The 20742-nt window shown below is 58.4% G+C and carries 16 protein-coding genes and 1 tRNA gene; 6 read left to right on the top strand and 11 right to left on the bottom strand.

The window, feature by feature from the left end:
- Positions 1-6: 6 nt before the first annotated feature.
- The 3 genes from folD to ACTRW9_RS04165 form a co-directional block, all read right to left on the bottom strand.
- Positions 7-855, bottom strand: coding sequence for a bifunctional methylenetetrahydrofolate dehydrogenase/methenyltetrahydrofolate cyclohydrolase FolD (gene folD, locus ACTRW9_RS04175; protein ID WP_442428403.1), 849 nt, complete (start codon positions 853-855; stop codon positions 7-9).
- Positions 856-983: 128 nt separating this feature from the next.
- On the bottom strand, positions 984-1829 hold the full coding sequence (locus ACTRW9_RS04170; protein ID WP_442426874.1) for an HDOD domain-containing protein: 846 nt from the start codon (positions 1827-1829) through the stop codon (positions 984-986).
- 23 nt (positions 1830-1852) lie between these two features.
- On the bottom strand, positions 1853-3340 hold the full coding sequence (locus ACTRW9_RS04165; protein ID WP_442428402.1) for a sigma-54 interaction domain-containing protein: 1488 nt from the start codon (positions 3338-3340) through the stop codon (positions 1853-1855).
- Positions 3341-3565: 225 nt separating this feature from the next.
- Here ACTRW9_RS04165 and ACTRW9_RS04160 point away from each other — a divergent pair, with 225 nt between their 5' ends.
- The 4 genes from ACTRW9_RS04160 (at position 3566) to ACTRW9_RS04145 (ending at position 7318) form a co-directional block, all read left to right on the top strand.
- Positions 3566-5530, top strand: coding sequence for a tetratricopeptide repeat protein (locus ACTRW9_RS04160; RefSeq protein ID WP_442428401.1), 1965 nt, complete (start codon positions 3566-3568; stop codon positions 5528-5530).
- 53 nt (positions 5531-5583) lie between these two features.
- Positions 5584-5670: transfer RNA gene (locus ACTRW9_RS04155), tRNA-Leu, on the top strand.
- Between the two features lie 224 nt (positions 5671-5894).
- On the top strand, positions 5895-6347 hold the full coding sequence (cynS, locus tag ACTRW9_RS04150) for a cyanase (protein WP_442428400.1): 453 nt from the start codon (positions 5895-5897) through the stop codon (positions 6345-6347).
- Positions 6348-6448: 101 nt separating this feature from the next.
- On the top strand, positions 6449-7318 hold the full coding sequence (locus ACTRW9_RS04145) for a pentapeptide repeat-containing protein (RefSeq protein ID WP_442426870.1): 870 nt from the start codon (positions 6449-6451) through the stop codon (positions 7316-7318).
- A 67-nt stretch (positions 7319-7385) separates the two neighbouring features.
- Here ACTRW9_RS04145 and ACTRW9_RS04140 read toward each other — a convergent pair whose 3' ends face one another.
- Entirely contained in the window at positions 7386-8618 is a 1233-nt protein-coding gene (locus ACTRW9_RS04140) for an ammonium transporter (protein WP_442428399.1), read from the bottom strand.
- Positions 8619-8797: 179 nt separating this feature from the next.
- Here ACTRW9_RS04140 and ACTRW9_RS04135 point away from each other — a divergent pair, with 179 nt between their 5' ends.
- Positions 8798-10795, top strand: coding sequence for a cation:proton antiporter domain-containing protein (locus tag ACTRW9_RS04135; RefSeq protein ID WP_442428398.1), 1998 nt, complete (start codon positions 8798-8800; stop codon positions 10793-10795).
- A gap of 69 nt (positions 10796-10864) precedes the next feature.
- Here ACTRW9_RS04135 and ACTRW9_RS04130 read toward each other — a convergent pair whose 3' ends face one another.
- Positions 10865-11488: a hypothetical protein gene (locus ACTRW9_RS04130; RefSeq protein ID WP_442428397.1), complete on the bottom strand. Its 624-nt coding sequence runs from the start codon at positions 11486-11488 to the stop codon at positions 10865-10867.
- A gap of 126 nt (positions 11489-11614) precedes the next feature.
- Between ACTRW9_RS04130 and ACTRW9_RS04125 the strand changes: the two genes are divergently transcribed.
- Positions 11615-12061, top strand: a complete 447-nt coding sequence (locus ACTRW9_RS04125; RefSeq protein WP_442428396.1) for a DUF1499 domain-containing protein — start codon at positions 11615-11617, stop codon at positions 12059-12061.
- Here the strand turns inward: ACTRW9_RS04125 and ACTRW9_RS04120 are convergent.
- The 6 genes from ACTRW9_RS04120 to ACTRW9_RS04095 all read right to left on the bottom strand — a co-directional run bounded on the left by ACTRW9_RS04120 (position 12058) and on the right by ACTRW9_RS04095 (position 20539).
- Positions 12058-13743 carry an ArnT family glycosyltransferase gene (locus ACTRW9_RS04120; RefSeq protein ID WP_442428395.1) on the bottom strand — a complete coding sequence of 562 codons (1686 nt, stop codon included), beginning with the start codon at positions 13741-13743 and terminating at the stop codon, positions 12058-12060. The two genes, ACTRW9_RS04125 and ACTRW9_RS04120, sit on opposite strands and share 4 nt — an antisense overlap.
- Positions 13706-16153: a YfhO family protein gene (locus ACTRW9_RS04115; protein ID WP_442428394.1), complete on the bottom strand. Its 2448-nt coding sequence runs from the start codon at positions 16151-16153 to the stop codon at positions 13706-13708. Before ACTRW9_RS04115 ends, ACTRW9_RS04120 begins: the two co-directional genes overlap by 38 nt.
- Before the next feature lie 10 nt (positions 16154-16163).
- Positions 16164-16535: a prepilin-type N-terminal cleavage/methylation domain-containing protein gene (locus tag ACTRW9_RS04110; RefSeq protein ID WP_442426863.1), complete on the bottom strand. Its 372-nt coding sequence runs from the start codon at positions 16533-16535 to the stop codon at positions 16164-16166.
- Between the two features lie 478 nt (positions 16536-17013).
- A complete protein-coding gene (locus tag ACTRW9_RS04105; protein ID WP_442428393.1) occupies positions 17014-17586 on the bottom strand; it encodes a type II secretion system protein in 573 nt (190 codons plus the stop codon).
- Between the two features lie 5 nt (positions 17587-17591).
- A complete protein-coding gene (locus tag ACTRW9_RS04100; protein WP_442428392.1) occupies positions 17592-18815 on the bottom strand; it encodes a type II secretion system F family protein in 1224 nt (407 codons plus the stop codon).
- A gap of 11 nt (positions 18816-18826) precedes the next feature.
- Positions 18827-20539 (bottom strand): GspE/PulE family protein, encoded by a 1713-nt coding sequence (locus tag ACTRW9_RS04095; protein ID WP_442428391.1) that lies wholly within the window; start codon positions 20537-20539, stop codon positions 18827-18829.
- Between the last annotated feature and the right edge of the window lie 203 nt (positions 20540-20742).

Raw genomic sequence — 20742 nt, 5'->3', positions numbered from 1 at the left:
GGCGGCTCACAGATTGTGGATGGACTTGAACGCGGTCAGCGTGTTCTGCATGAGCATGGCGATGGTCATGGGTCCCACGCCGCCGGGCACGGGTGTGATGAACGAACACTTCTCCGCCACGTTGTCGAAATCGACATCGCCCACCAGCTTGCCATCCACGCGGTTGATGCCGACGTCGATGACCACCGCGCCGTCTTTCACGAAGTCGGCGGTGACGAACCGCGGTTTGCCGATGGCGCCGACCACGATGTCCGCTTCCCTTGCCACCTCCGGCAGATCCTTGGTGCGCGAATGACAGATGGTGATGGTCGCATTGCGCTGGAGCAGCAGCATCGCCATCGGTTTGCCGACGATGTTGCTGCGGCCGATGATCACCGCACGCTTGCCTTCGATATCGATCTTGTAGTGGTCCAGCATTTCTATGATACCAGCGGGGGTGCACGGGGCAAGCGTTTTGACCCCGCTGGCAAGGTGGCCGACATTCACCGGGTGAAAACCATCCACATCCTTGCGCGGGTCGATGGCTTCCAGCACGCGTTGCGAGTCGATCTGCTTCGGCAGGGGCAGCTGCACCAGGATGCCGTGGACCGAATCGTCGCTGTTCAGGTCGCTCACCAGCTTCAAAAGAGTGGCTTCGTCCGTTTCCGCGGGCAGGTTGTGGGACAGGGACTGAAACCCCATCTTCTCGCAGGTTTTGTTCTTGTTTTTCACGTACACGGCGGAGGCCGGGTCTTCGCCGACCAGCACCACCGCCAGGCCCGGCACCTTGCCGGTTTTATTTTTGAGCTCCGTCACCTCCGCCTGGACGCGGTCCTTGATGACCGAGGAGACGAGTTTTCCGTCGATGAGTGTCATGATGCGTGAGTTCGAGTGGGTTGGGGTTGCCGTTACAGGATTCCGGTTTCGAAAAAACAGGCCTCATCATACCAGAACCGGGAAAGATTGGAACCGCCCGGAAAAAAGATTCGTCGCCTCCGGAAAAGTCAGACCACCAGTTCCAGCAGGAAATCGAATTCGGGTTCAACCTGTTTTTTGATCGAGGGGACCATCTCGGGAATGAGGTCGAGGTGGGCCCAGTATTCGTCCGGCACGCTGCGGTTGCCGGACTCCATGTCCGGGCTGAACTCCATCTCATGGCACAGGTAATCGGCCATCGCCACGATGCGCGCGTCGTCACGGTATTCCCCGGCCTCTTCAGGCCGGTGGTGGTAGCGGGTGGCTTCCGCGTGCATGGGAGGCAGTTTCCAGGACTCGAACAACACCGCGCCCAGTTCCGCATGGTCGAAACCAAATTGTTTCTTTTCCAGTGCGCACAGGTCCTGTTCTTCCGCCGCCTGTTGCGTCAGGATGGCGGAAACCGCCCTGGGTTCACGCACACACAGGAGGATGCGGCCCATGTCGTGCAACAGGCCCACCAGGTAGTAGCGTCCGGGGCGATCACAACCCATCCGCATGGCCAGCCGTTTGGCCAGCACGCCGCAGGCCACGCTGTGCCGCCAGAACTGGTCTTCGTTGAACAGGTCGTGTGGCACGCCGCGGAAATTCTGGATCACGGACATGGAAAACAGCAGGTCGGCGAGGGGTTCCGTGCCCACCAGCGCGATGGCGTGGTCGAGGCTTTCGATTTTGCGTTCGAAGCCGTAGAAAGGGCTGTTGACGATCTTGAGCAGGCGGGCGGAGAACCCGGCATCGCACCCGATGATGTGGCCGATGTCGCGGAAGGATTTGTCAGGATCGGTCAGCGCGTCGTAGATGGCGAAAAAGTTTCTTGAAAGCGCATAAACTCTATCCTGATTGCGGATAAAATCCTGCGCGGTCTCGGTATTCACGACTTCCTCCCGAAAAAATACGTTCAGGCGATATTCAATTCCTTGATCAGTCGCGACAGGTAAGACCGCTGAACGTCCAGAATCTGTGCCGCCTTGGTGCGGTTGCCGCTGGTGGACTTGAGGGTGTTGAGTATGAACGAGCGGCGAAACGCGTCGGTGGCGTCTTTGAGTGTGGCGCCGACTTCCACATCCAGCGGCGCCTTGGTGGATTCAAACGGAAAACTGTCCGGCCGGAGTTCCTCCCCTTCTTCCAGAACGATGGCACGCTCGACCGCGTTTTCCAGCTGCCGGATATTCCCGGGCCAGTGGTAACCCTGGAGATAGTTGACCAGTCCCTTCGGAACTTTTTTAGGTTTTTCTCCTTCCGGAGTGTGCTTGCGTATGAAGTAATGAAGGAGGTCCTCAATGTCTTCATGGCGGTCGCGGAGAGGCGGCAGTTCGATATTGATGACGTTCAGACGGTAGAAGAGGTCCTGGCGGAATGTGCCTTCCTTCACCATTTTTTCCAGATCGCGGTTGGTGGCGGAGACGATGCGGACATCCACCTGTGTCTGCGAGGTGCCGCCCAGCCGAATGAACGATTCTTCCTGAATGACGCGCAACAGCTTGACCTGCATGTCGAGGGGCATTTCGCCGATCTCGTCCAGAAACAGGGTGCCCCTGTCCGCGGCCTCGAACAGGCCGATTTTGCGGCTGTCCGCTCCGGTGAACGCCCCTTTTTCGTGGCCGAACAGCTCGCGTTCCAGGATCGATGCCGGAAGCGCGCCGCAGCTGATGGAAACGAAAGGGTGCGTCTGCCGGGAACTGCGGTCGTGGATGAGGTGAGCGAACAGTTCCTTGCCCGTTCCGCTTTCGCCGGTGATCAACACCGCCGCCTTGGAACTGGCCACGCGCTCGGCCTGGCTGATGGCGCGGCGCAGAGGGGGGCTTTCCCCAACGATGGAATAACGCTGGCGGTACTTTTCCTGGAGGCGGTCGAACTCCTCGCCCAAAATTTCGTTGTTTCGTGTGAAGTTCAAAAACATCGCCATCATGCGCGAGAAGCGGTCGAGAAACACGTGGTCCCCGTCGTCAAACGGCGTGTCGTCTTCCTTGTCCAGCATCTGCACCACGCCCAGCACTTTGTCGTCGAGCATGAGTGGAAAGCAGGCGATGGACTGCACGTCCATGTCGGTCATGTCGCTGACTTCCCGGAACCATCTTTCGTCCTTGCGCACGTTGTTGGAAATGATGGGTTCGCCCGTTTTGGCAACGATGCCGGCGATGCCCACCCCGAGCGGCAGCTCCACCATTTTCAGCTTGTCCGTGCCTTCCCCCGAGGCCTGGTAAAATTGCAGGGTGCCGGTCTTCTCGTTCAGCATCAGCAACGATGCGTTGCGGCACCCCACCACGTCCAGCCCCGTCTCCAGGGAAATCTTGAGCAGGGCATCCACCTCCTCGAACGTGGTCTTGAACAAGGAAGAGATGTTGCGGATCGTCAGGATGTTGGCAAATTGATTGATCTGTTTCATGATTCAGGTGACAGAACTGCGCGGGTGTGTTTCAATCCGGTCAGTTTCTATTGGCAATGAATGAAGGCGGCACTCTGGCCCCACATCCCCTGCGGGTTCCGATACGTTTGATATTATTTTATAATTGCCCGTTTTTTAGCTTATTGTAAACGGTTTGATGCGGTATCGGACAATTTATTATAAACCTTTTTGCTGAAAGCATCCAAAATAAACCAGATTGTGAATATGTTTCAAAGCGGTATAAAACAACACCTTACTGCCTTAATGGTGCTTGCGGTGCTGGGTCTGGTGGCAGGCGGGGCCACACTTTCCACTCCTTTTGTCTACGAGGACCCCTCCTTCATCCTTGAGGACCCACGGGCGGGTTCCGTGGCCAAGGCCTGGGAGGGGCTCTCGCTGGAGAACGGGTACCGCCAGCCGGTGTTGTTTTTTTCCTATGCACTGGACGGGGTACTCGGAGGCGGCTCGGCCTGGGCTTTCCATTTGACCAATGTGTTGATCCACGTGGCGGCGGGTTGGGCCCTTTATTTTCTGCTGGTGGAAGCGGTTGCGCGAACGCGGGACAGGCCGAAGTCGGAATGGGTGTATGTGCCGATGGTGGCTGCGGGGTTGCATCTCATTCACCCGCTCAACGTTCAGGCGGTAGCTTATCTTTCCGACCGGGAATCCCTTCTGTCCACGTTGTTTTCGCTGCTGGTGGTGTGGAGCGTGGCCCGGTTTGCGCGGTTGAGACAGGAAGCCCCCAAAAGTTTTGCCGGATCCGCCTGGATGCTGGCGGCAGTGGCTTTTTTTGTGCTGGCGGCGGGCACGCATCCGGCCGCGGTGTGCCTGCCGGTGGTCGCGGGGGTGTACCTCATTTTGTTCGGTCAGGACCCGGCTCTCAAAAGGGAGCTCAAGGTCGGACTCGCGGTGATGATTCCCATTCTCCTCTACATGGCCTGGAGGGCGCCGGTGGATCCGTCGGCGCTGGCTGCGGACGATGGGGCTCCGGGCCGCTGGGATCACCTTGCAACCCAGGTTGGATACCTCTGGTTCTATTACGGGTTCAAATACCTTCTGCCGTTCAACCTGAGCTTTCTACCGGATGCGGCCCTCGCGGGTGTGGGCGATGCGGGGGTGTGGGCGGCCCTGGTATTGACGCTGGCCGTGGCGTGGCTGGCCTGGAAAAAAACACAATCGCCCCTGCTGCGGTTCGGGTTGATCTGGACCGGTGTTGCGTTTCTTGCCAACTCGGCCCTGGTGCCTCAATCTCCGCTGGTTTCCGAAGCGCGGTTTTATCTGCCGGGAGCGGGTCTCCACCTCGTCGTGGCCTGGGCTCTGGCGCGCCTCACCCACCGGGTGCCGGGACGTCTGGCTCCGATCGCCGCCGGACTGGGAGCGGTGTTGTTGACCCTCGCCGTGTTGCGGGGCCTGGTGTTCACTTCCGAGGAAACGCTGTGGCGGGATGTGCTGAACCAATCCCCCGGCCAGCGAGTGGCGGCCATGCAGCTGGCTTCGTTTTATGAGCAGGCGGAAAAGCCGGACGAGGCGGAGGCGGTGCTCAAACAGGCGATCGCGGTGCGGCCGGATTCCGAAAACCTGCGCCTCAAGCTGGGGCTTTTGTATATGAAGCAGGAGCGGTTCGATTCCGCCATCGAGCAGTTCGAGGCGGCCATCCACGGCGGCACGCAGAATCCCGTCGCCTACTACCACGCCGGAAAAGCGCTGGTCGAGCAGGACCGCGGGGCGCAGGCCGTGCCGTTTCTGGAGCGCATCATTCAGGGCGAGAACCTGCCGGGTAAATACTATTACCTGCTCGGCCGCGCCTACCACCAGGCCGGGCGGCTGGACGATGCCTTGAAGCAGTTCCGCCTCACCGTCAAAAAAGATCCGGGGAACGCGCTGGCATACAACCGCATGGGCGAAGTGTACTGGGACACAAAAAGTTACTTCTTCGCTGATGTCGCTTTTCAGCAGGCGTATGTGGCGGACAACGCATCGGTTCCCATCCTCAACAACCTCATCAGCTCCAGCATGCTGATGAAGCATTATGAAGAAGCCATCGAGTACTGCGACCGCCTGCTGGAGATCGATCCGGACAACCCCAACGCCCGGCAGTGGAAGATCGCCGCCCAGCGGCTCCTGAAAACGGAGAAGAAGGAAGAGCCCCCTGCGGTGGAAGGAGGAGATTTCAACCGCTCTTCTGAATGAGCGGGGGAATTGTTGTTCTTTCGACGGGGTTGTGGTAACTTTTCTGGCTACGCGCCGAAGTGGTGGAATTGGTAGACGCGCCGGACTCAAAATCCGGTGGGGGCGACCCCGTGTCGGTTCGACTCCGACCTTCGGCACCACCCCGAATTTGCAAGCCCACCCCGCCCCGGGTGGGCTTTTAATTTTTGTTGCGCGTCATACCCTCCCCGGCATCCCATAAAATCAATGCCCGCCGAGCAGCCCCACCTTTTCTCCCCCTTTAAAGAGTATTTTTATTTTTATTCCCGGCCCACCGTTGGTACAATTCCGCTCATCCCCCCTTCAATATTCCACGCAACTCACTTTCCTATGGAGGTCTTGACACATGGAGAAGACGGAACTCGTCCGCCGCCTGAAGGACGCTAAAAAAGCATCCGGCAAAACGTATGATGAAATCGCCGACGCCCTGGGCCTGTGCAACGGCTATGTGGCGCAGTTGTTCCAGAACCAGGCGCAGTTGAAAGAAGGCACGGCGGAGAAACTGCAAAAGGTCGTGCCCGGCATCAACGCGGAGATGATCGAGCAAATGAAGCAATGCCCGATGCGCTCGTACAACCCGATGCTCATTCAGGAGCCGAACGTGTACCGCATGACGGAGATCTGCCTGCACTACGGCGAAGGCATCAAGGAACTGATGAACGAGAAGTTCGGCGACGGCATCATGTCGGCCATCGACTTCAAGATCACGGTGGACAAGGTGAAAGGCGACAAGGGCGAAGACCGCATGGTGGTCACCATGAACGGCAAGTTCCTGCCGCACATCGAGCAGGTGCAGTAAAGGCGACGGTGGGGAGGGGTACGTTCCCTCCCCCCTGTGCGTCTTTTTTACGTCCCGCCTTCTATGGTAGAGTATGCGCTGTCAATTCTGCGGAGACAATCATGGTGGAACGGCGTCAACTGGACAAGGCGGAGATCGAGGCGTCCAAGAAAAACCTGGAGCGGGCCAGGCTCAACAAGTCGGACCTTGAAGGCATCGACCTGAGCGAAGGTTACATGAAGGAAGTGGACCTGGAGCGGTGCAACCTGAAGCGGTCCAATTTCAAGAACGCGTCGATCAATGGCGGCTACTTCAAGGGAAGCAACCTGTTCGGATCGAACTTTTCCGGCGCGTCTTTGATCCGCGCCGACTTCACCCGCACGAACCTTTCCGGCGTGAACTTTCGCAACACGGACCTCAGTGGCGCGAAGTTCCACCAGGCGCTTTTGAAACGGGCCCAGTTCCAGGGCGCGAACCTGGTGCGCTCGGAATTCCTGGAAGCCCAGATGAATGAAGCGAATCTTTCCGGCGTCCGCCTCAACAAGTCCGACCTGCGCGGCGCGATGATGATCGGCATCAATCTCGCCGGGGCGCAGATTCCGCAGTCGCACCTGAGCAAGACCAACATTTCGAAAGGCGACCTCACCGGCACCGACGTGAGCGGGTGCAACTTCACCGGATCCGACCTGCGCGAAGCGGTGCTCCGGGAAACCAATTTCGAGAACGCCATCCTCGACCGCACGTTTCTGAAAGGGGCCGACCTTGCGGGGGCGAACCTGACCGGTGCGCGCCTGCGCGGCGCCGACTTTGCCGAAACGGTTCTGGACGGCGCCAACTTTTCCGGGGCGGACCTCTCCCTGGTCACCAACCTTTCCGCAGAGAGGCTGCAAAAGGCGGTGCTCGACCAGAACACCAAACTGCCCGATCACCTGAAGGCCGAGTCCGACGGCAACGGCGGTTACACCGTCACCGAACTGCCGCGCGAAGCGTAACCCGGGTTTGCCGGGTTTCCACTCCCGCCTGCGATAACCGACGCCGATTCATCCCCACGTAGTGGTGTCAGCTGTACTTGGACATCACCTCTTCCGGATACGCTTCCAGCCGGTGGACCGACAGGTCTGACCCCTGCATCTCTTCCTCTTTAGAGAGGCGGATGCCGAACAGCGAGTCGAGCGTTTTGTAGATGACAAAGCCGAACACCACGGCAACGCCCACCGCGATGAGCGACCCGATCAGCTGCGAGAGAAAACTCACGTCCCCCAGACCGCCGAGCGCCTTCTGGCCGAAGATGCCGCAGGCAATGCCGCCCCACGTACCGGAGAGGCCGTGCAGGGGCCACACGCCCAGCACGTCGTCGAGCTTCAGCTTTTCCTGTTCCCAGATGAAGCCCTTGACGAAGATGATCGCCGCGATACCGCCGATGAATAACGCGCCGATCGGGTGCACCTGGTCGGACCCGGCGCAGATGGCCACCAGTCCCGCCAGCGCGCCGTTGTGGATGAAGCCGGGATCGTTCTTGCCGATGACCAGTGCGAACAGGATGCCACCGACCATGGCGAACAGGGAATTGATCGCGACCAGCCCCGTGACGCCGGTCAGCGTGGCGGCGGACATGACGTTGAATCCGTACCAGCCAATGCACAGCATCCAGCTTCCCAGCGCGAGAAACGGGATGTTGCTGACCGGGATCGGCGTGCTTTTTCCCGACGCGCTCCACCGGCCGAGGCGCGGACCCAGCACAATGACGCCGACCAGCGCGATCCACCCGCCCATGGAGTGCACCACCACCGATCCCGCGAAATCGTGAAACGGTTTGCCGCCCAGTCCGGCCAGCCACGATCCGTCCTGGCCCAAAAACGAGATCTGGCCCCACACCATGCCCTCGAACAGCGAATAGGTGAAGGCGACAAACAACGCCCCCGCCAGCGCCTGTGTCCAGAACTTGGCGCGTTCCGCGATGCCACCGGAAATGATGGCGGGAATGGCTGCCGCAAAGGTGAGAAGAAAAAAGAAATGCACCAGCTCGTAGCCCTGTTTGTCGGCGACGAGGGTCTCGGCGGAATCGTAAAAATACACGCCGTAGGCGATGGCGTACCCGACCGTGAAGTACACCACCGTGCAGATTGAAAAATCGACGATGATTTTGACCAGCGCGTTCACCTGGTTTTTCCTGCGCACGGTACCGACTTCCAAAAATGCGAAGCCGCCGTGCATGGCGAACACCATCACCGCCCCCAGCATCAGGAATAAAACGTCACCACTTGTCTCCAGAGTTTGAATATTCTGTTCCATACAGTCACACTTCCTCCCTTAACGTTTTGCACGTAAAGAATCCCCCTTCTCAGTGCGACTTTTCCTCCCTTGAAAAAGTCGGGTTGAGTATAATGGATGGACTGCCAAACGGACAGGGATTATTGGCCCGTCCGGGTGTTCAAAATCCAAACGTCCTTCCCTCCTGACACGAGCATTGCATGGCCCAACTCATACAAGACCTCACCATCCTCCTGCTCGTTTCCCTGCCAATCACGGTCCTTTTTCATCGATTCAAGCTGCCGACGGTGGTGGGCTTTCTGGTGACGGGGATGCTGATCGGCCCGCACGGGCTGGGGTTGATCGGCGACCTGGAATCGGTCGAGCACCTGGCGGAGATCGGCGTCATCCTCCTCCTGTTCATCATCGGGCTTGAATTTTCGCTGAGCCAGATGCTGAAGCAACTGGGGCGCATTGTGGGCACCGGCGGATTGCAGCTGGGCTTGACCGCGGTAGTGTGTTTTTTCCTGTTTTCGGCGATGTCGTTCCCGGTGAACCAGAGCGTGGCGCTGGGCCTGTTGATTGCGTTGTCCAGCACCGCGATTCTGCTCAACATGCTCAACGAACGGGTGGAGCTCGATACCCTGCACGGGCGCATCGCCGTCGGCGTGCTTTTGTTTCAGGATGTGTGCGTGGTGCCGTTCATGCTGGTGGTGCCGCTCCTGGGGCAGATGGAAACCATTTCCGGCTGGAGTTTTCTGTGGGCGTTCGTGAAAGCCATCGGCGCGGTGGGCGGCGTATTTTTTCTTTCCCGTCTGCTTGTTCCCCGTGCGTTGGGAAGGATTGTGCAGGTGGGGAAGCGGGAACACCTGACGCTGTTCGTCATCTTCATCATTCTCGGAACCGGCTGGGTGTCGCACCAGATCGGGTTGACTCTGGCAATGGGTGCGTTCATCGCCGGGCTGATTCTTTCCGAGACCGAGTACAACCACCAGATCATTCTCGACATCCTTCCCCTGAAGGAATATTTCGTCAGCGTGTTTTTCACCTCGGTGGGCATGCTGATGCAGGTGGAGGTGTTTCTGGAACAGCCGGGGTTTTTACTCATGCTTGCGGCGGTGGTCATTGTCGTCAAGGCGGTGATGGCGTTTGTTGCCGCCATTCTGGCGGGCACGGCGCCGCGCATCGCTTTCATCGTCGGCATCCGGCTGGCGCAGGTGGGTGAGTTCTCCCTCATTCTCGCGGCGGTGGCTCTGGAGACGGGGGTTTTTGATTCCAGGCTGTACCAGCAGTTTCTGATCGTCTCCATTTTGTCCATGATCGTGGCCCCGTTTCTGATCCAAATGTCTTCCAGCCTGTCCCTGCGCCTGTTCAAGGGCGGGCTCGCCGCCGATACCGGCACGCAAAGCAAGGCGACGCAGGTGAGCGATCACGTCATCGTGGTGGGGTACGACACGGTCGGGCAGAACCTGTCCAAGGTGTTGAAGGAGGTCCAGATTCCCTTCACCGTGGTGGACCTGGATGGCCAGCAGATCAAACGCGCTTTGGTGGAGCAGTGCCATGGGTTTTATGGGGACGCAACCCAGCGCTCCACCCTGCTGCGGGCGGGCATCCGCCAGGCCAAGATGCTCGTGGTGTCCATCCAGGAATTGAAAGCGCTGGAACAGGTGATCCGTCTGGCCCGGCAGTTGAACCCCAGCCTCTACATCCTGGTCAAGACCCGCCTGGCTTCGGAGGTGGAGACGTTGACCCATGCGGGCGCGGACCTGGTGATCCCCGCCGAGTTCGAAACCTCGATTGAGATTTTCTCGCGCGTGCTCCGCGAGTTCGGCATGCCGCACAACGTCATCGAGCAGCAGGTGGAGCTGATGCGCCTGGAAGGTTACCGCATGTTGCGCGGGTTGTCTTTGAACATGGACAGCCTGGCCAACTTTTCAACTTACCTCACCGCCTCGCTCAGCCGCTCATTCCTGGTTCTGGAGGGATCCTGGGCCAATGGAAAGACGCTCAGGCAGATTGAGCTCAAGACCAAAACCGGGGCGACCCTCATCGCGGTGGTGCGCAACCAGGTAGCCCAGCCGAATCCCGTCGCCGACTTCACCATCGAACTCCGGGACGTGCTCATCCTGTTCGGTTCCCACGCGCAGCTGGACCAAGCCCATCGCCTGTTGCAGGACGGACCTTCAACGAAATCCGAATCCCGAGCCAAGGTCAATTGAAGCGGCCGTCCGGGAAGAACGCACCCCTGTGGGCGGTCCCGTGTTGCAACCCGGTATGAGTTTTGTCTTTTAAACGGTGGCGCGGGTCGCGGGCTTCTTTTTTGGAATGCGTACGGGTATGGGGCGCGCGGAGCCTTCACCGCCTGCGAGGTATTTGGTGGGTATGCAGGATTTGAGAGTGGGCAGGGTGTTGCCCTTGATGTCGTGTCCCCGTACCCGTGCAAAGGCGGCCATCAACTGGGCCATGTAATGGGCTTCCACAATGTCTTCCAGATCGAAGCAGTTGACGGTGGTGGGCTTGGCGGGTTTATCCGGGTTTTTGATCACCAGGTGCGGCCGGAAAAATCGGCGGCTACCGGATTCCGTTTCCAGTGACACCGCGACCCGCTGAATCTGCTGGGCGTGATACGCTTGCTGTTTCCAGAAAAAAAACGAGTCCGTCATCAGCAGGGAGCGGCTTTCCGTATTCAGTAATATACGGGGCCGCCGGCAGACCCATTTTGCCAGGAGCCACGCCGCCAAGGCGGTGAGGCCGGTGTACAGGAAGAATTCAATGAAATCGACTGTCACCAGAAACAGGGTTACCAGGATCAGGGCCAGACAGCGAAGGTAGCGGACACCGTTTTTCTGGCTTCGGGTGAGCCTTTTGGTCAACACCACGTCCGTATTCTGGTAGGCTGTTTCAAGAGACATAGGAGTTCCGGGAGATCAGAGTGACACTAAATACTTTAAGGGAACCTGCCAGGGTTGTCAAACACGCTTATGACCACATCGGAAAACCCAACTCCAAATAAATCAAATAATAAGAACCGGCTTCCGGTGGCCGGCAGGTGGCTTCCGCTGGCCGGGCTGGCTTTGCTTCTGGCGGCGTGTTCCGGCACCCGGCCGGATCATCTGGGTGTGACCGACGGACGCCTCGCCCCCTGTCCGGATTCCCCCAACTGCGTTTCCAGTTTTGCTTCCGACGCCGAGCACCAGGTGAAACCGCTGATGTTTAAAAGTGAACCGGAAGCGGTGATGAAGGCCATCCAGGAGGAACTGGCCAGTCGCGACCGGGTGGAGATCATCACCCGGAATCCCCATTACCTGTATGCGGAGTTCACCAGCCTGGTCTTCCGTTTCGTGGATGATGTTGAATTCCTGATTTACGCGGAGACGAAGACCCTCCACTTCCGTTCCGCCTCGCGCATCGGACGCAGTGACCTGGGCGTCAACCGGAAGCGCATCGAGTCTATCCGGAAAGCCCTGGCCGCAAAGAACCTTTAGCGTTTTCCCAGAGTCGGCAGTTCCAGCTCCAGTTTTTCTGTGAAGTTCTGAAACAAATCCACGGCGTGTTTTTTGTCCGGTTTGGGATGGCTCCACTCTTTGTGGAAACCCGGGTTCACCTGCAGAAACGTTTCCTGAGGGTAGGTGGTGTTGGGGTACACGAAGTAGGCAAAATCCAGGAGATGCGCGTGCCGCCGGACGCGCGGAAACAACTGGTAGATCGACGGCCGCAGGGTGAAGTGGTTGCTGTCGGGAAGGAGCGGTTTTTCCGGCCACCAGAACGCGGGCACGAACACGATGTTGGGGTCGCCGAAAAGGTAAACGGTGATGCCCTCCGCCGGGTTGCCGGGCAGGCGCGGGATCATGAGGTACAGTTCGTAACCTCGTTGCTGCTGGTTCTTCACCGCCTGCTGGCGCAGATAATCCGCCGCCTCCTTCACACCATAACCGGAATTCATGCCTTCGACGTAGAGAAGCCGGTCGAGCTCGTGCAGGGATGCGGTTCGCGGATCGTTGAGCAGGCGGGCGTCCCACACTGCCGCGGTGAGACCCGTCACGAAAAGCAACAAAACCAGGGCGCCCGATTGCATGCGCGGCGGGACCGCCGATGAGGAAGCCCTGCGTTTGGCCAGGCGTCCGGCCAGCCATCCCGCCATGCGGTCCACGGCCAGACCGGCAATCAGCGCCGCCGCCGGAACCATCGGTAAAAAATATCGTGAGAAGAATCCGTTGGCCACCAGCACGATCGCCAGCCCCGGAAGAACCAGCCAGCTCCATAGTGCCATTTCCGCCCGGTCTTTTTTCTGGATCAGTTTCACCAGTCCCATCAGCAGCAGCAACGCCACAGGCCAGGTCAGGTAGGTGGCGAAAAATTCATGGGTGATCCACAGGTTTCGGATCCAGATCATGAACGGGAAACGGACCAGCTCTTCCAGCGGAATGAAGTAAGCGAGGTGATGCAGGAACGGCAGGCGGCCCGGCACGCGCACCGGCGGCGCCAGGTAATAGATGACCGCGTTCATCAACAGTGGAATCGATACCGCGACGCCCAGCTGCATCCAGAATCCGGTCCGCTTGTGCGCGCCCCACATGAAAAACATGAGGACGGGAATGAGGATCCAGAGGAGAGCGCTGGCCTTGGTCCACAGCATCAATGCCCACAGCACGCCCAGCACGCGGAAGGCTTTTTTGGGGTCCCGCGTTTCGTGGACGATGTGGAAGGCCCAGCGTAACGACCACACCCCCAGCGCGGTGAGGAGCCCGTCCACCAATGCCAGCCGGTCGAAGAACAAGGTGTAGGGGAGCAGCACATAAAGAAGGGCCGAGGCCACCCCCGCGCGGAGGGAAAACAGGTCGCGCCCGATAAAAAATACACCCAGCATGGCGGCCCATCCGGCCAGCACCGACACCACCCGTCCCGCCACCAGCGGATCGTCGAACAACGCGAGCGTCATCGCGTTCAGCCACATGAACAAGGGTGGCTTGCCGTCGGTCATCGAAATCAGGATCTGCGTCGGATCGCTCAGGATGATCTGCGCCCAGTGGATGTAGATGGCTTCGTCGGAAAAGATGGGCAGGCGCGTGAGAGCAAACAAGCGGGTCCACGCATACAGCAGGGTGAGGAGGGCCAGCGCGAGCGCTTGTTTACGACGGTGTGACGGGGATGGCGTTTGTGTTTGCATGGCGACGTTTAGGTTTTAACAGAAAAGCGCCACACAAAACAATGGTAACCAGCGTGATTCCCGCACCGAGGCGGAAACTCCACGGCCGGTACTCGAACCGGATCCGGTGCGTTCCGGCGGGCACCACCACCGCGCGGTACACCAGGTTGGCGCGGTAAAGCGGCACGTCCTCGCCGTCGATCGACGCCTTCCAGCCGGGATAATGCGCGTCGGACAGCACGAGCACCTGCGGCTCGGGCGTGGTGGCAGTGAGCGTCACCGAACCGTAATCGAGAACGAGATCGGCGACGGATCCCACCGGCCGGGGTGAAGGGGTTTCCGGATTGTCGTCGCCGGTGCATTCAAACCCCTCCGGCGGCTGTTCCAGGATGACCTGCCGGGAGAAGTCGTTGCGCCCGTCCAGAAGCTTGGCGATGATGTGTTTCTCGTCTGCAACCACCCGGCACTCTCCCACCAGAAACCCACGCGGCAGGAAACCGGTATTTTTGTAAACCTTCAACTCCGGGTAGGCGGGATCGTGAAATTCCACCGGCTCAAGTTTTGGCGATGCCAGCGGGTCCCGGCTCACGATGTACTGCACGTTGGCGAGGCGAAGCAGGTTGAGACGGTTTTCGAACGGCGGCACCCGGAGGATTTTGCGAAACTTGAGATAAAGGTTCTGCCGCATCACCGCCCAGCCGTCCGCCTGGTAAATTCCGGGCACGGTGCGGATGGGAAGCGGTACCTTGGGACCCTGGATGAGGTTGCCGCGCAGGTTCACTCTGGCGATGCCTCCATCCTTGGCCCGCTCGGCGTTGTCGGCAATGTAAATACGTTCCTCGCCGGCATGGGTCTGCATGAAACGGGTCAGGGGATCGGTCGCTTCAAAGTCTTCTATCGGCACTTTGTGATGAAAGCCGTAGCCACTGAAAACCAGGTCCAGTGCCAGCACGAACAATGCGGCACCCAGCCACCGCCGGGGTTTTCGCTCCGTGCGCAGAAAGAAAAACAACATCAGGCAGAACAACGACAGGAACGCCAGCAGGCGTTTGGAATTGAACAGGTTGATCCTCACATCATTGTAAGTGGGCGGCACCAGTCCCGCTTCCTGCATTGTCCTCTGAATGGCCGGTTCGAACGCATTGATCAGGCCGAACAGGACCATGCCCGCTGTGGCCAGGCCGATCCACACCGGCGCGCGTTTGATTCTGGCCGTGGGGGCGGACCCGGCCTCGCGGACAAACCCATCCCACCCCCACCCTGCAAGAAGGGCGAGCATCACCACCGCGGGCAGGATGAATTTGACCGGGTAACGGAAGGTGTCGAAAAACGGGACGGCGGCGTGAAAGAGCGGATACAGCCCGCCCGCCGGTCCCATCGCCACCAGCGCCGAAAGCACGGCCACCCCCGCGCAGACCCGGGCGCGCAGACCGCCGCGCAATAGCGCCAGCCCGGCCAGCAGGAACGGAATCGCTCCCACATACAGGGAGCGCAGCCACACCTGGTTGGTGCCGGAAGCATCCGGCTGGCTCAGGTAACCGTAAGGATCGAGGAAGAAAAACTGCAGCAGGTCCTGCGGCATCATCGACCAGCGTGCCGCTTCGCCGATAGGGAGCCCCCCGGCCCGTTCGGTCAGCTTCGATAGTTCATAAGTCGGGAAAAACTGCACCGCAATGAGTCCGATAAAGACGGCAAAGAAAGTGCCCAGGTATGCCAGCCGCCAGCGCCAGGCGGGAAGGGATTCCTGCGGGAACAGGCTTTGCGGCCACAGGGCGAACAGGGTGAGCAGGCCGAACATCTGGTAACACGTCTCCACGCCGCCCGCGAGGAACATGCACGCTCCAACCACAGACGCGGCCAGTCCCCAGCGCAGATCCCGATTTCGCAGTCCGGCGAAGAAACACAGCAGGAGAAGAGGAATCCAGGCAACGGGCATGAAAGTGGACAGGTAAATGCGCACGGTCACCAGGTACCCGCCGAACATGAAGATGAGAGCCGACACCAGCGACGCGCCTCGACCGCAGTGCGACGCGCGCATCAGGAGATACATGAACCAGCCCGCCAGTGCATAATGCAGGACCACCGTGAAGTTCACCGCCAGCACAAAGGGAAACGCGATGAACAGGAGACTCAGCGGGTAAAGGATGGCGGGTTGAAGCGTGGCGAACAGCGGGTTGCCGCTCAGGATGTACGGGTTCCACAACGGGAAGGTGAAATCCCCCACCTGTTCCAGCCACAGCATGCGGTAGGGAATGAAGAAGGAAATGAGGTCGCCGCCGCCGAAGATGAAATCGCCGCCGACCATGTCGTGAAAATACAACACGGCCAGGGCCAGAAAAGCCAGGCCGGAAAGGGCGATTTCCTTCGCCGTTAAAAAAATAGAAAGAGGACTCTGCCCGGGGGCAGGGTCCTCTTCCGAGAGGGGCGTCATGCTGCTACGATCAGTTCACGGTACCCGGGTTGAAACCAGACTGGTCGGCATACGTGAACGTGTTGGTCGTCGAGTCATCCCAGGTGATGGTGATGGAGGTCGCCGCGGAGGCGGTACCGGTCGTACCCGCCAGGTCCGTTTGCGCCAGTACCGAGGTGGCGTCGTAAGTGGACGTGGTGTCCAGCAGGTACTGGGCATGCAGCAACGTGATGGATCCACGCAGTGCCGCAAGCGCGCCCTTCTGGCGTGCCGTCGAAGCGGCGGATTGCAGGTCCAGGAATTTGGGAATGGCCACAGCGGCCAGAATGCCCAAAACCACGATCACCAAAATCAGTTCAACCAAAGTGAAACCTTTTTCATTCTTTTTTCTGGATTTCAACATGATTCCCTCTCCTCCCTTAATGTTTAACGGAATCTTCTTTAGATAATGTAGAATTTCTTACCCAATCAACTATTCAAAATGGAATGATCGGCTGTTTGTATACCCTGAATAGAGCAATTGTCGTGCCAAGCAACCATTTCATTCCCCTGCCAAACCCGAGAGATCAAATTAAAGTCTTATTTTACAATAAATTAAATTAATATTGACTCGAAAAAAGATTTTTTCATCTCAGTCCCCTTGGTGAATGGATTCTCACCCCGCCCCCGGCGCGGGCTCCTGTTTTCCGAGTTAAAACCATGTTAATACTAATGATGACAAGGGGTTAAGCGGTTTTTTCGGTATTCTGCCCCCATTCCGGGTTGCTGATTTGGAGGTACGAAAATTGTCCCAATCTGACATTATTTGTCAGTAACCGTCTATTTTTCAACACTTTTTCGGGCACCGGATATAGCCGGCCGGAACCCCGGCCGTGTGCCGGTCAATCCCAATCCGAGTCCGAAATCCGTTCCACCGCCTGCTCCAGTTCGCTGTCCGGTACTTGAAATTTCCGGCTGATCGCCCCCCGGGACCGGTCGTAGGCCCAGCGGAACACCTTTCCGTTGTTGCGCTGGTGGTAGATGAATCCATCGACGTCGAACGAGGTGAGCGTGGTGCCCGCCTCTTCGGGAGAAAGAATCTCGCTTCCTGTGGCCCGAACGTACACCCACAAATTGTCGTCCCTGTCCAGCCCGGTGGGTTTTTCCCTGCGGCGCGGGTCGTATCCTTCCGGGATTTTATTGAGGTCGGAAAACGGGCTTTCCGGGAAGGAAGCTTTTTTCCCCTGGAGCATTTGTTCTCCCATGACCGTCAGCAGATTCGAGCGCAGGATTTCGATGGTGGTGGCTTCGGCGGTGACTTCCGCCTGACGTGCCATATCGAACATGCGTTGAATGGCCACGGAGGCCAGCAGGCCGATCATGACAATGACCATGACCATTTCAATGAACGTGAAACCCAGCTCCGATTTCCAACCGGATTGGCGGCGGACCGAATCGTGATCGGGTTTGAACATGGCAGTCACCTCAGCGCCATTTTCGACATATCCCACATCGGCAGAAAAATGGACAACGCAAGAAACAGGACCATGACGCCCATCACTACAATGAGGATGGGTTCCAGCCAGGTGGACAGGGCCTTGATGCTGCGCTCCCCTTCCTGGTCATAATAATCGGCCACCTTGAGAAGCATTTCATCCAGGGCGCCGGAAGTTTCCCCTGCCGCGACCATCTGCACCACCAGGATCGGCACCCATCCGCTTTCCCGCAAAGGCCGGGCCAGCCCCTTGCCCTCTTCGACGCTATCGATCAATTTCATCAGGGCCCCAGTCAAAACGGTGTTATCCACGACTCGTGCCGACACGTGGAGGGATTCCAGAATGGGTACGCCGCTGCGCTGGAGGTTGCCAAAGACGCGCGCGAACTTGGCCATCGATGACCGCAGGTGAATGGGCCCCAGAAGCGGAATCTGGAGTTTGATGTAGTCCCACTGGTGTCGGCCGAACTGGGTTGCCGTGTAACGACGAAACAGGTAGATGCCACCCACCACGACCACCACAAACGAAATCCAGTGTTTCACGAACATGCCGTGGATCAGCACCAGGATCTGGGTTGGCATGGGCAGTTCCACCTTGATGGTCTGGAACAGGTTGATGAACACCGGGACCACCTTCCACATGAGAAAAGCGATGGCGATCACCATCACGCCGAGCACGATTTTCGGGTAACGAAAAGCCGCGCGTACCTTGGCGTCGGTCTCCTGTTGTTTCTCCAGCAGGTCCGCCAGCCGGGCAAGAACGTCTTCCATGATGCCGCCGGTTTCCCCGGCTTCGATCATGTTGATGTAAATATCGGGAAACACGTCCGGGTGACGGGCCATGGCCTCCGAAAGCGCCAGACCGTCGGCAATGTCATCCTGTAGTTTTCGAACGACCGCCTTGAAGCGCTGGTTTTCCACCTGGTCTTCCAAAGCCTGCAGGATGGAAAGAATGGGAATGCCGGCGTTGAACAGGGTGGACATCTGCCGGGTGAACAGAACGATCTCCTGGGTTTTGATCCTCTGGAAACGGGTAAACAGGTCCGTTTCCATTATGGAAGGCCGTTCCCGTCTGGCCGTCTCGATGGCCACGGGGTAGTGGCCCATGCGGCTCAATTCCAGGCCCACGTCCTGCTGGGTGGCGGCTGTCATCGTTCCCGATATCAGGGTCCCCATCCGGTTGCGTGCCTTGTATTGAAATTGCGGCATGACGGCTCCTGTTAAAACGTCGAGTCTTCGGTGAAAGTCATCCGGTTCAACTCTTCCACCGTGGTCATTCCATTCAGCACCTTGGAAAGTCCGTCCAGCCGCAGGGTACGAAGTCCCTGCGAGGACATGGCGCGGTCCCGGATGTCCATGGGTGCGCTGCGGTCCAGAATCATTTTGCGGATGATGTCATCCACCAAAAGCACCTCGTAAATTCCGACGCGGCCTCTGTAACCGCTTTTTTTGCAATTCTTGCACCCTTCGCCCTCGTAGAGGGTCAGCCCGTCCACTTCGAAACCCTGTATGTTGAAAATTTCGATTTCTTCCGGGGTGGGAGCGCGTTCCGTTTTGCATTCCTGGCAAATGCGTCGAACCAGGCGCTGGGCCAGGATGCCGACGATGGAAGACACCATCAGAAACGGTTCGATGCCGAACTCCGCCAGCCGCGAGATGGTGCTCGCGGTGTCGTTGGTGTGAAGGGTGCTCAACACCAGCTGACCCGTCAGCGCCGCCTGGATGGCGATCTGTGCGGTCTCCGCATCGCGGATCTCACCCACCATCACGATGTCCGGGTCCTGCCTCATCAGGGAGCGCAGCCCCGTGGCGAACGTGATGTTGGCCTTCGGGTTGACCTGCGTCTGGCGGATGCCATCCAGCCGGTATTCCACCGGGTCTTCAATGGTCTTGATGTTCTTGTCCGGCGTGTTGAGCTGGCTGAGCGATGCGTAGAGCGTTGTGGTTTTTCCGCTTCCCGTCGGTCCGGTCACCAGAATGACGCCGTAGGGGTTTCTCAGCAACTTCTGGAACTTTTCCAGGCTGCCGCCGATCAGGCCCAGGTCGTCCAGCGAGAGCGACAGCTTGGACCGGTCCAGGAGGCGGATGACGAGATTCTCGCCGTAAATGGTGGGGCAGGAAGAAACACGGAACTCGATGTCCCTGCCCTGAAGCTTGCGGGAAAATCCGCCGTCCTGCGGCGCCCGGGTTTCGGCGATGTCCAGGCTCCCCATGACCTTCAAACGGGAAATCAAGGCGGACTCGATGGATTTGGGTATGCGTTTGGCCTCGAACAGAACGCCGTCAATACGGTTGCGGATGAGAAGGAATTTTTCGTACGGCTCGATGTGGATGTCGCTCGCACCGTCTTCCAGGGCCTGGCGCAAAATCAGGTCCACCAGCTTCTTGACCGGCGCGTCGTTGCTGTCCGCCACCTCGGCCTTGACGGGTTCCTCCACCTTCTTCCTGGCTTTTTCGCCCACGCCCAGGTGGTTGACCACATCCTGGATGTGAGACGCCACACCGTAATACTCTTCAATCGCGCGGTGGACCTCGGATTCGGTTGACAGCCAGGTCACCACATCCATCCCGGTTTTCACCGCGATTTCATCGATGGCAAACAGGTCGAATGGATTGGTGATGGCCAGGTTCAGTTTTTTGCCCTCCACTTTGAATGGGATGAGCATGTACTTGCGGGCAAACTTTTCTTCGACCAGGTCGGTGGCCTCGTTCGGAATCTTGATGTTTTCCAGGTCGGCCTGCGGAATGTCCATTTGCTCCGACAAGCTGGATACGAGGTCCTTGTCCGTGATGTATTTCATCTGCACAAGGACTTTGCCCAACTGCATGCCGGTTTTTTTCTGGATTTCCAGCGCCTCCAGCAGTTGGGATTCGTTGATGGCGCCCGCCCGAATCAAAATGTCTCCCAACCGGAGCTTCGACTTGATAGCCATAAACCTCGGACCCAAAAAATTGAAATGATAGGGTGAAAACCCTAGTATTGTACCCTTAAAGCTTTGATTTTTAAAGAATAAAATGATATTTGGGCTATATCCGGTATCCGCAAACCAAACTTTTTGCGGTTGGACGAAAACCGGGGACACCCTGTTTGCCAAACAATCTCTCTATATTATTGGAACGCCGTTCCATCAAAATT

This window comes from Nitrospina sp. 32_T5, assembly GCF_052156635.1.
GTDB lineage: Bacteria > Nitrospinota > Nitrospinia > Nitrospinales > Nitrospinaceae > Nitrospina.
Note: the sequence above shows the minus strand (reverse complement) of the source record. Positions and strands in the feature narration are given on the sequence as shown.

Bases quoted from the DNA above. Each gene is read 5' to 3' on its own strand.
- cynS (WP_442428400.1), top strand. From the start codon at position 5,895: ATGGAGAAGACGGAACTCGTCCGCCGCCTGAAGGACGCTAAAAAAGCA.
- ACTRW9_RS04115 (WP_442428394.1), bottom strand. From the start codon at position 16,153: ATGACGCCCCTCTCGGAAGAGGACCCTGCCCCCGGGCAGAGTCCTCTT.
- ACTRW9_RS04145 (WP_442426870.1), top strand. From the start codon at position 6,449: ATGGTGGAACGGCGTCAACTGGACAAGGCGGAGATCGAGGCGTCCAAG.
- ACTRW9_RS04095 (WP_442428391.1), bottom strand. From the start codon at position 20,539: ATGGCTATCAAGTCGAAGCTCCGGTTGGGAGACATTTTGATTCGGGCG.
- ACTRW9_RS04120 (WP_442428395.1), bottom strand. From the start codon at position 13,743: ATGCAAACACAAACGCCATCCCCGTCACACCGTCGTAAACAAGCGCTC.
- ACTRW9_RS04130 (WP_442428397.1), bottom strand. From the start codon at position 11,488: ATGTCTCTTGAAACAGCCTACCAGAATACGGACGTGGTGTTGACCAAA.
- folD (WP_442428403.1), bottom strand. From the start codon at position 855: ATGACACTCATCGACGGAAAACTCGTCTCCTCGGTCATCAAGGACCGC.
- ACTRW9_RS04165 (WP_442428402.1), bottom strand. From the start codon at position 3,340: ATGAAACAGATCAATCAATTTGCCAACATCCTGACGATCCGCAACATC.
- ACTRW9_RS04160 (WP_442428401.1), top strand. From the start codon at position 3,566: ATGTTTCAAAGCGGTATAAAACAACACCTTACTGCCTTAATGGTGCTT.
- ACTRW9_RS04135 (WP_442428398.1), top strand. From the start codon at position 8,798: ATGGCCCAACTCATACAAGACCTCACCATCCTCCTGCTCGTTTCCCTG.
- ACTRW9_RS04105 (WP_442428393.1), bottom strand. From the start codon at position 17,586: ATGTTCAAACCCGATCACGATTCGGTCCGCCGCCAATCCGGTTGGAAA.
- ACTRW9_RS04140 (WP_442428399.1), bottom strand. From the start codon at position 8,618: ATGGAACAGAATATTCAAACTCTGGAGACAAGTGGTGACGTTTTATTC.
- ACTRW9_RS04100 (WP_442428392.1), bottom strand. From the start codon at position 18,815: ATGCCGCAATTTCAATACAAGGCACGCAACCGGATGGGGACCCTGATA.
- ACTRW9_RS04110 (WP_442426863.1), bottom strand. From the start codon at position 16,535: ATGTTGAAATCCAGAAAAAAGAATGAAAAAGGTTTCACTTTGGTTGAA.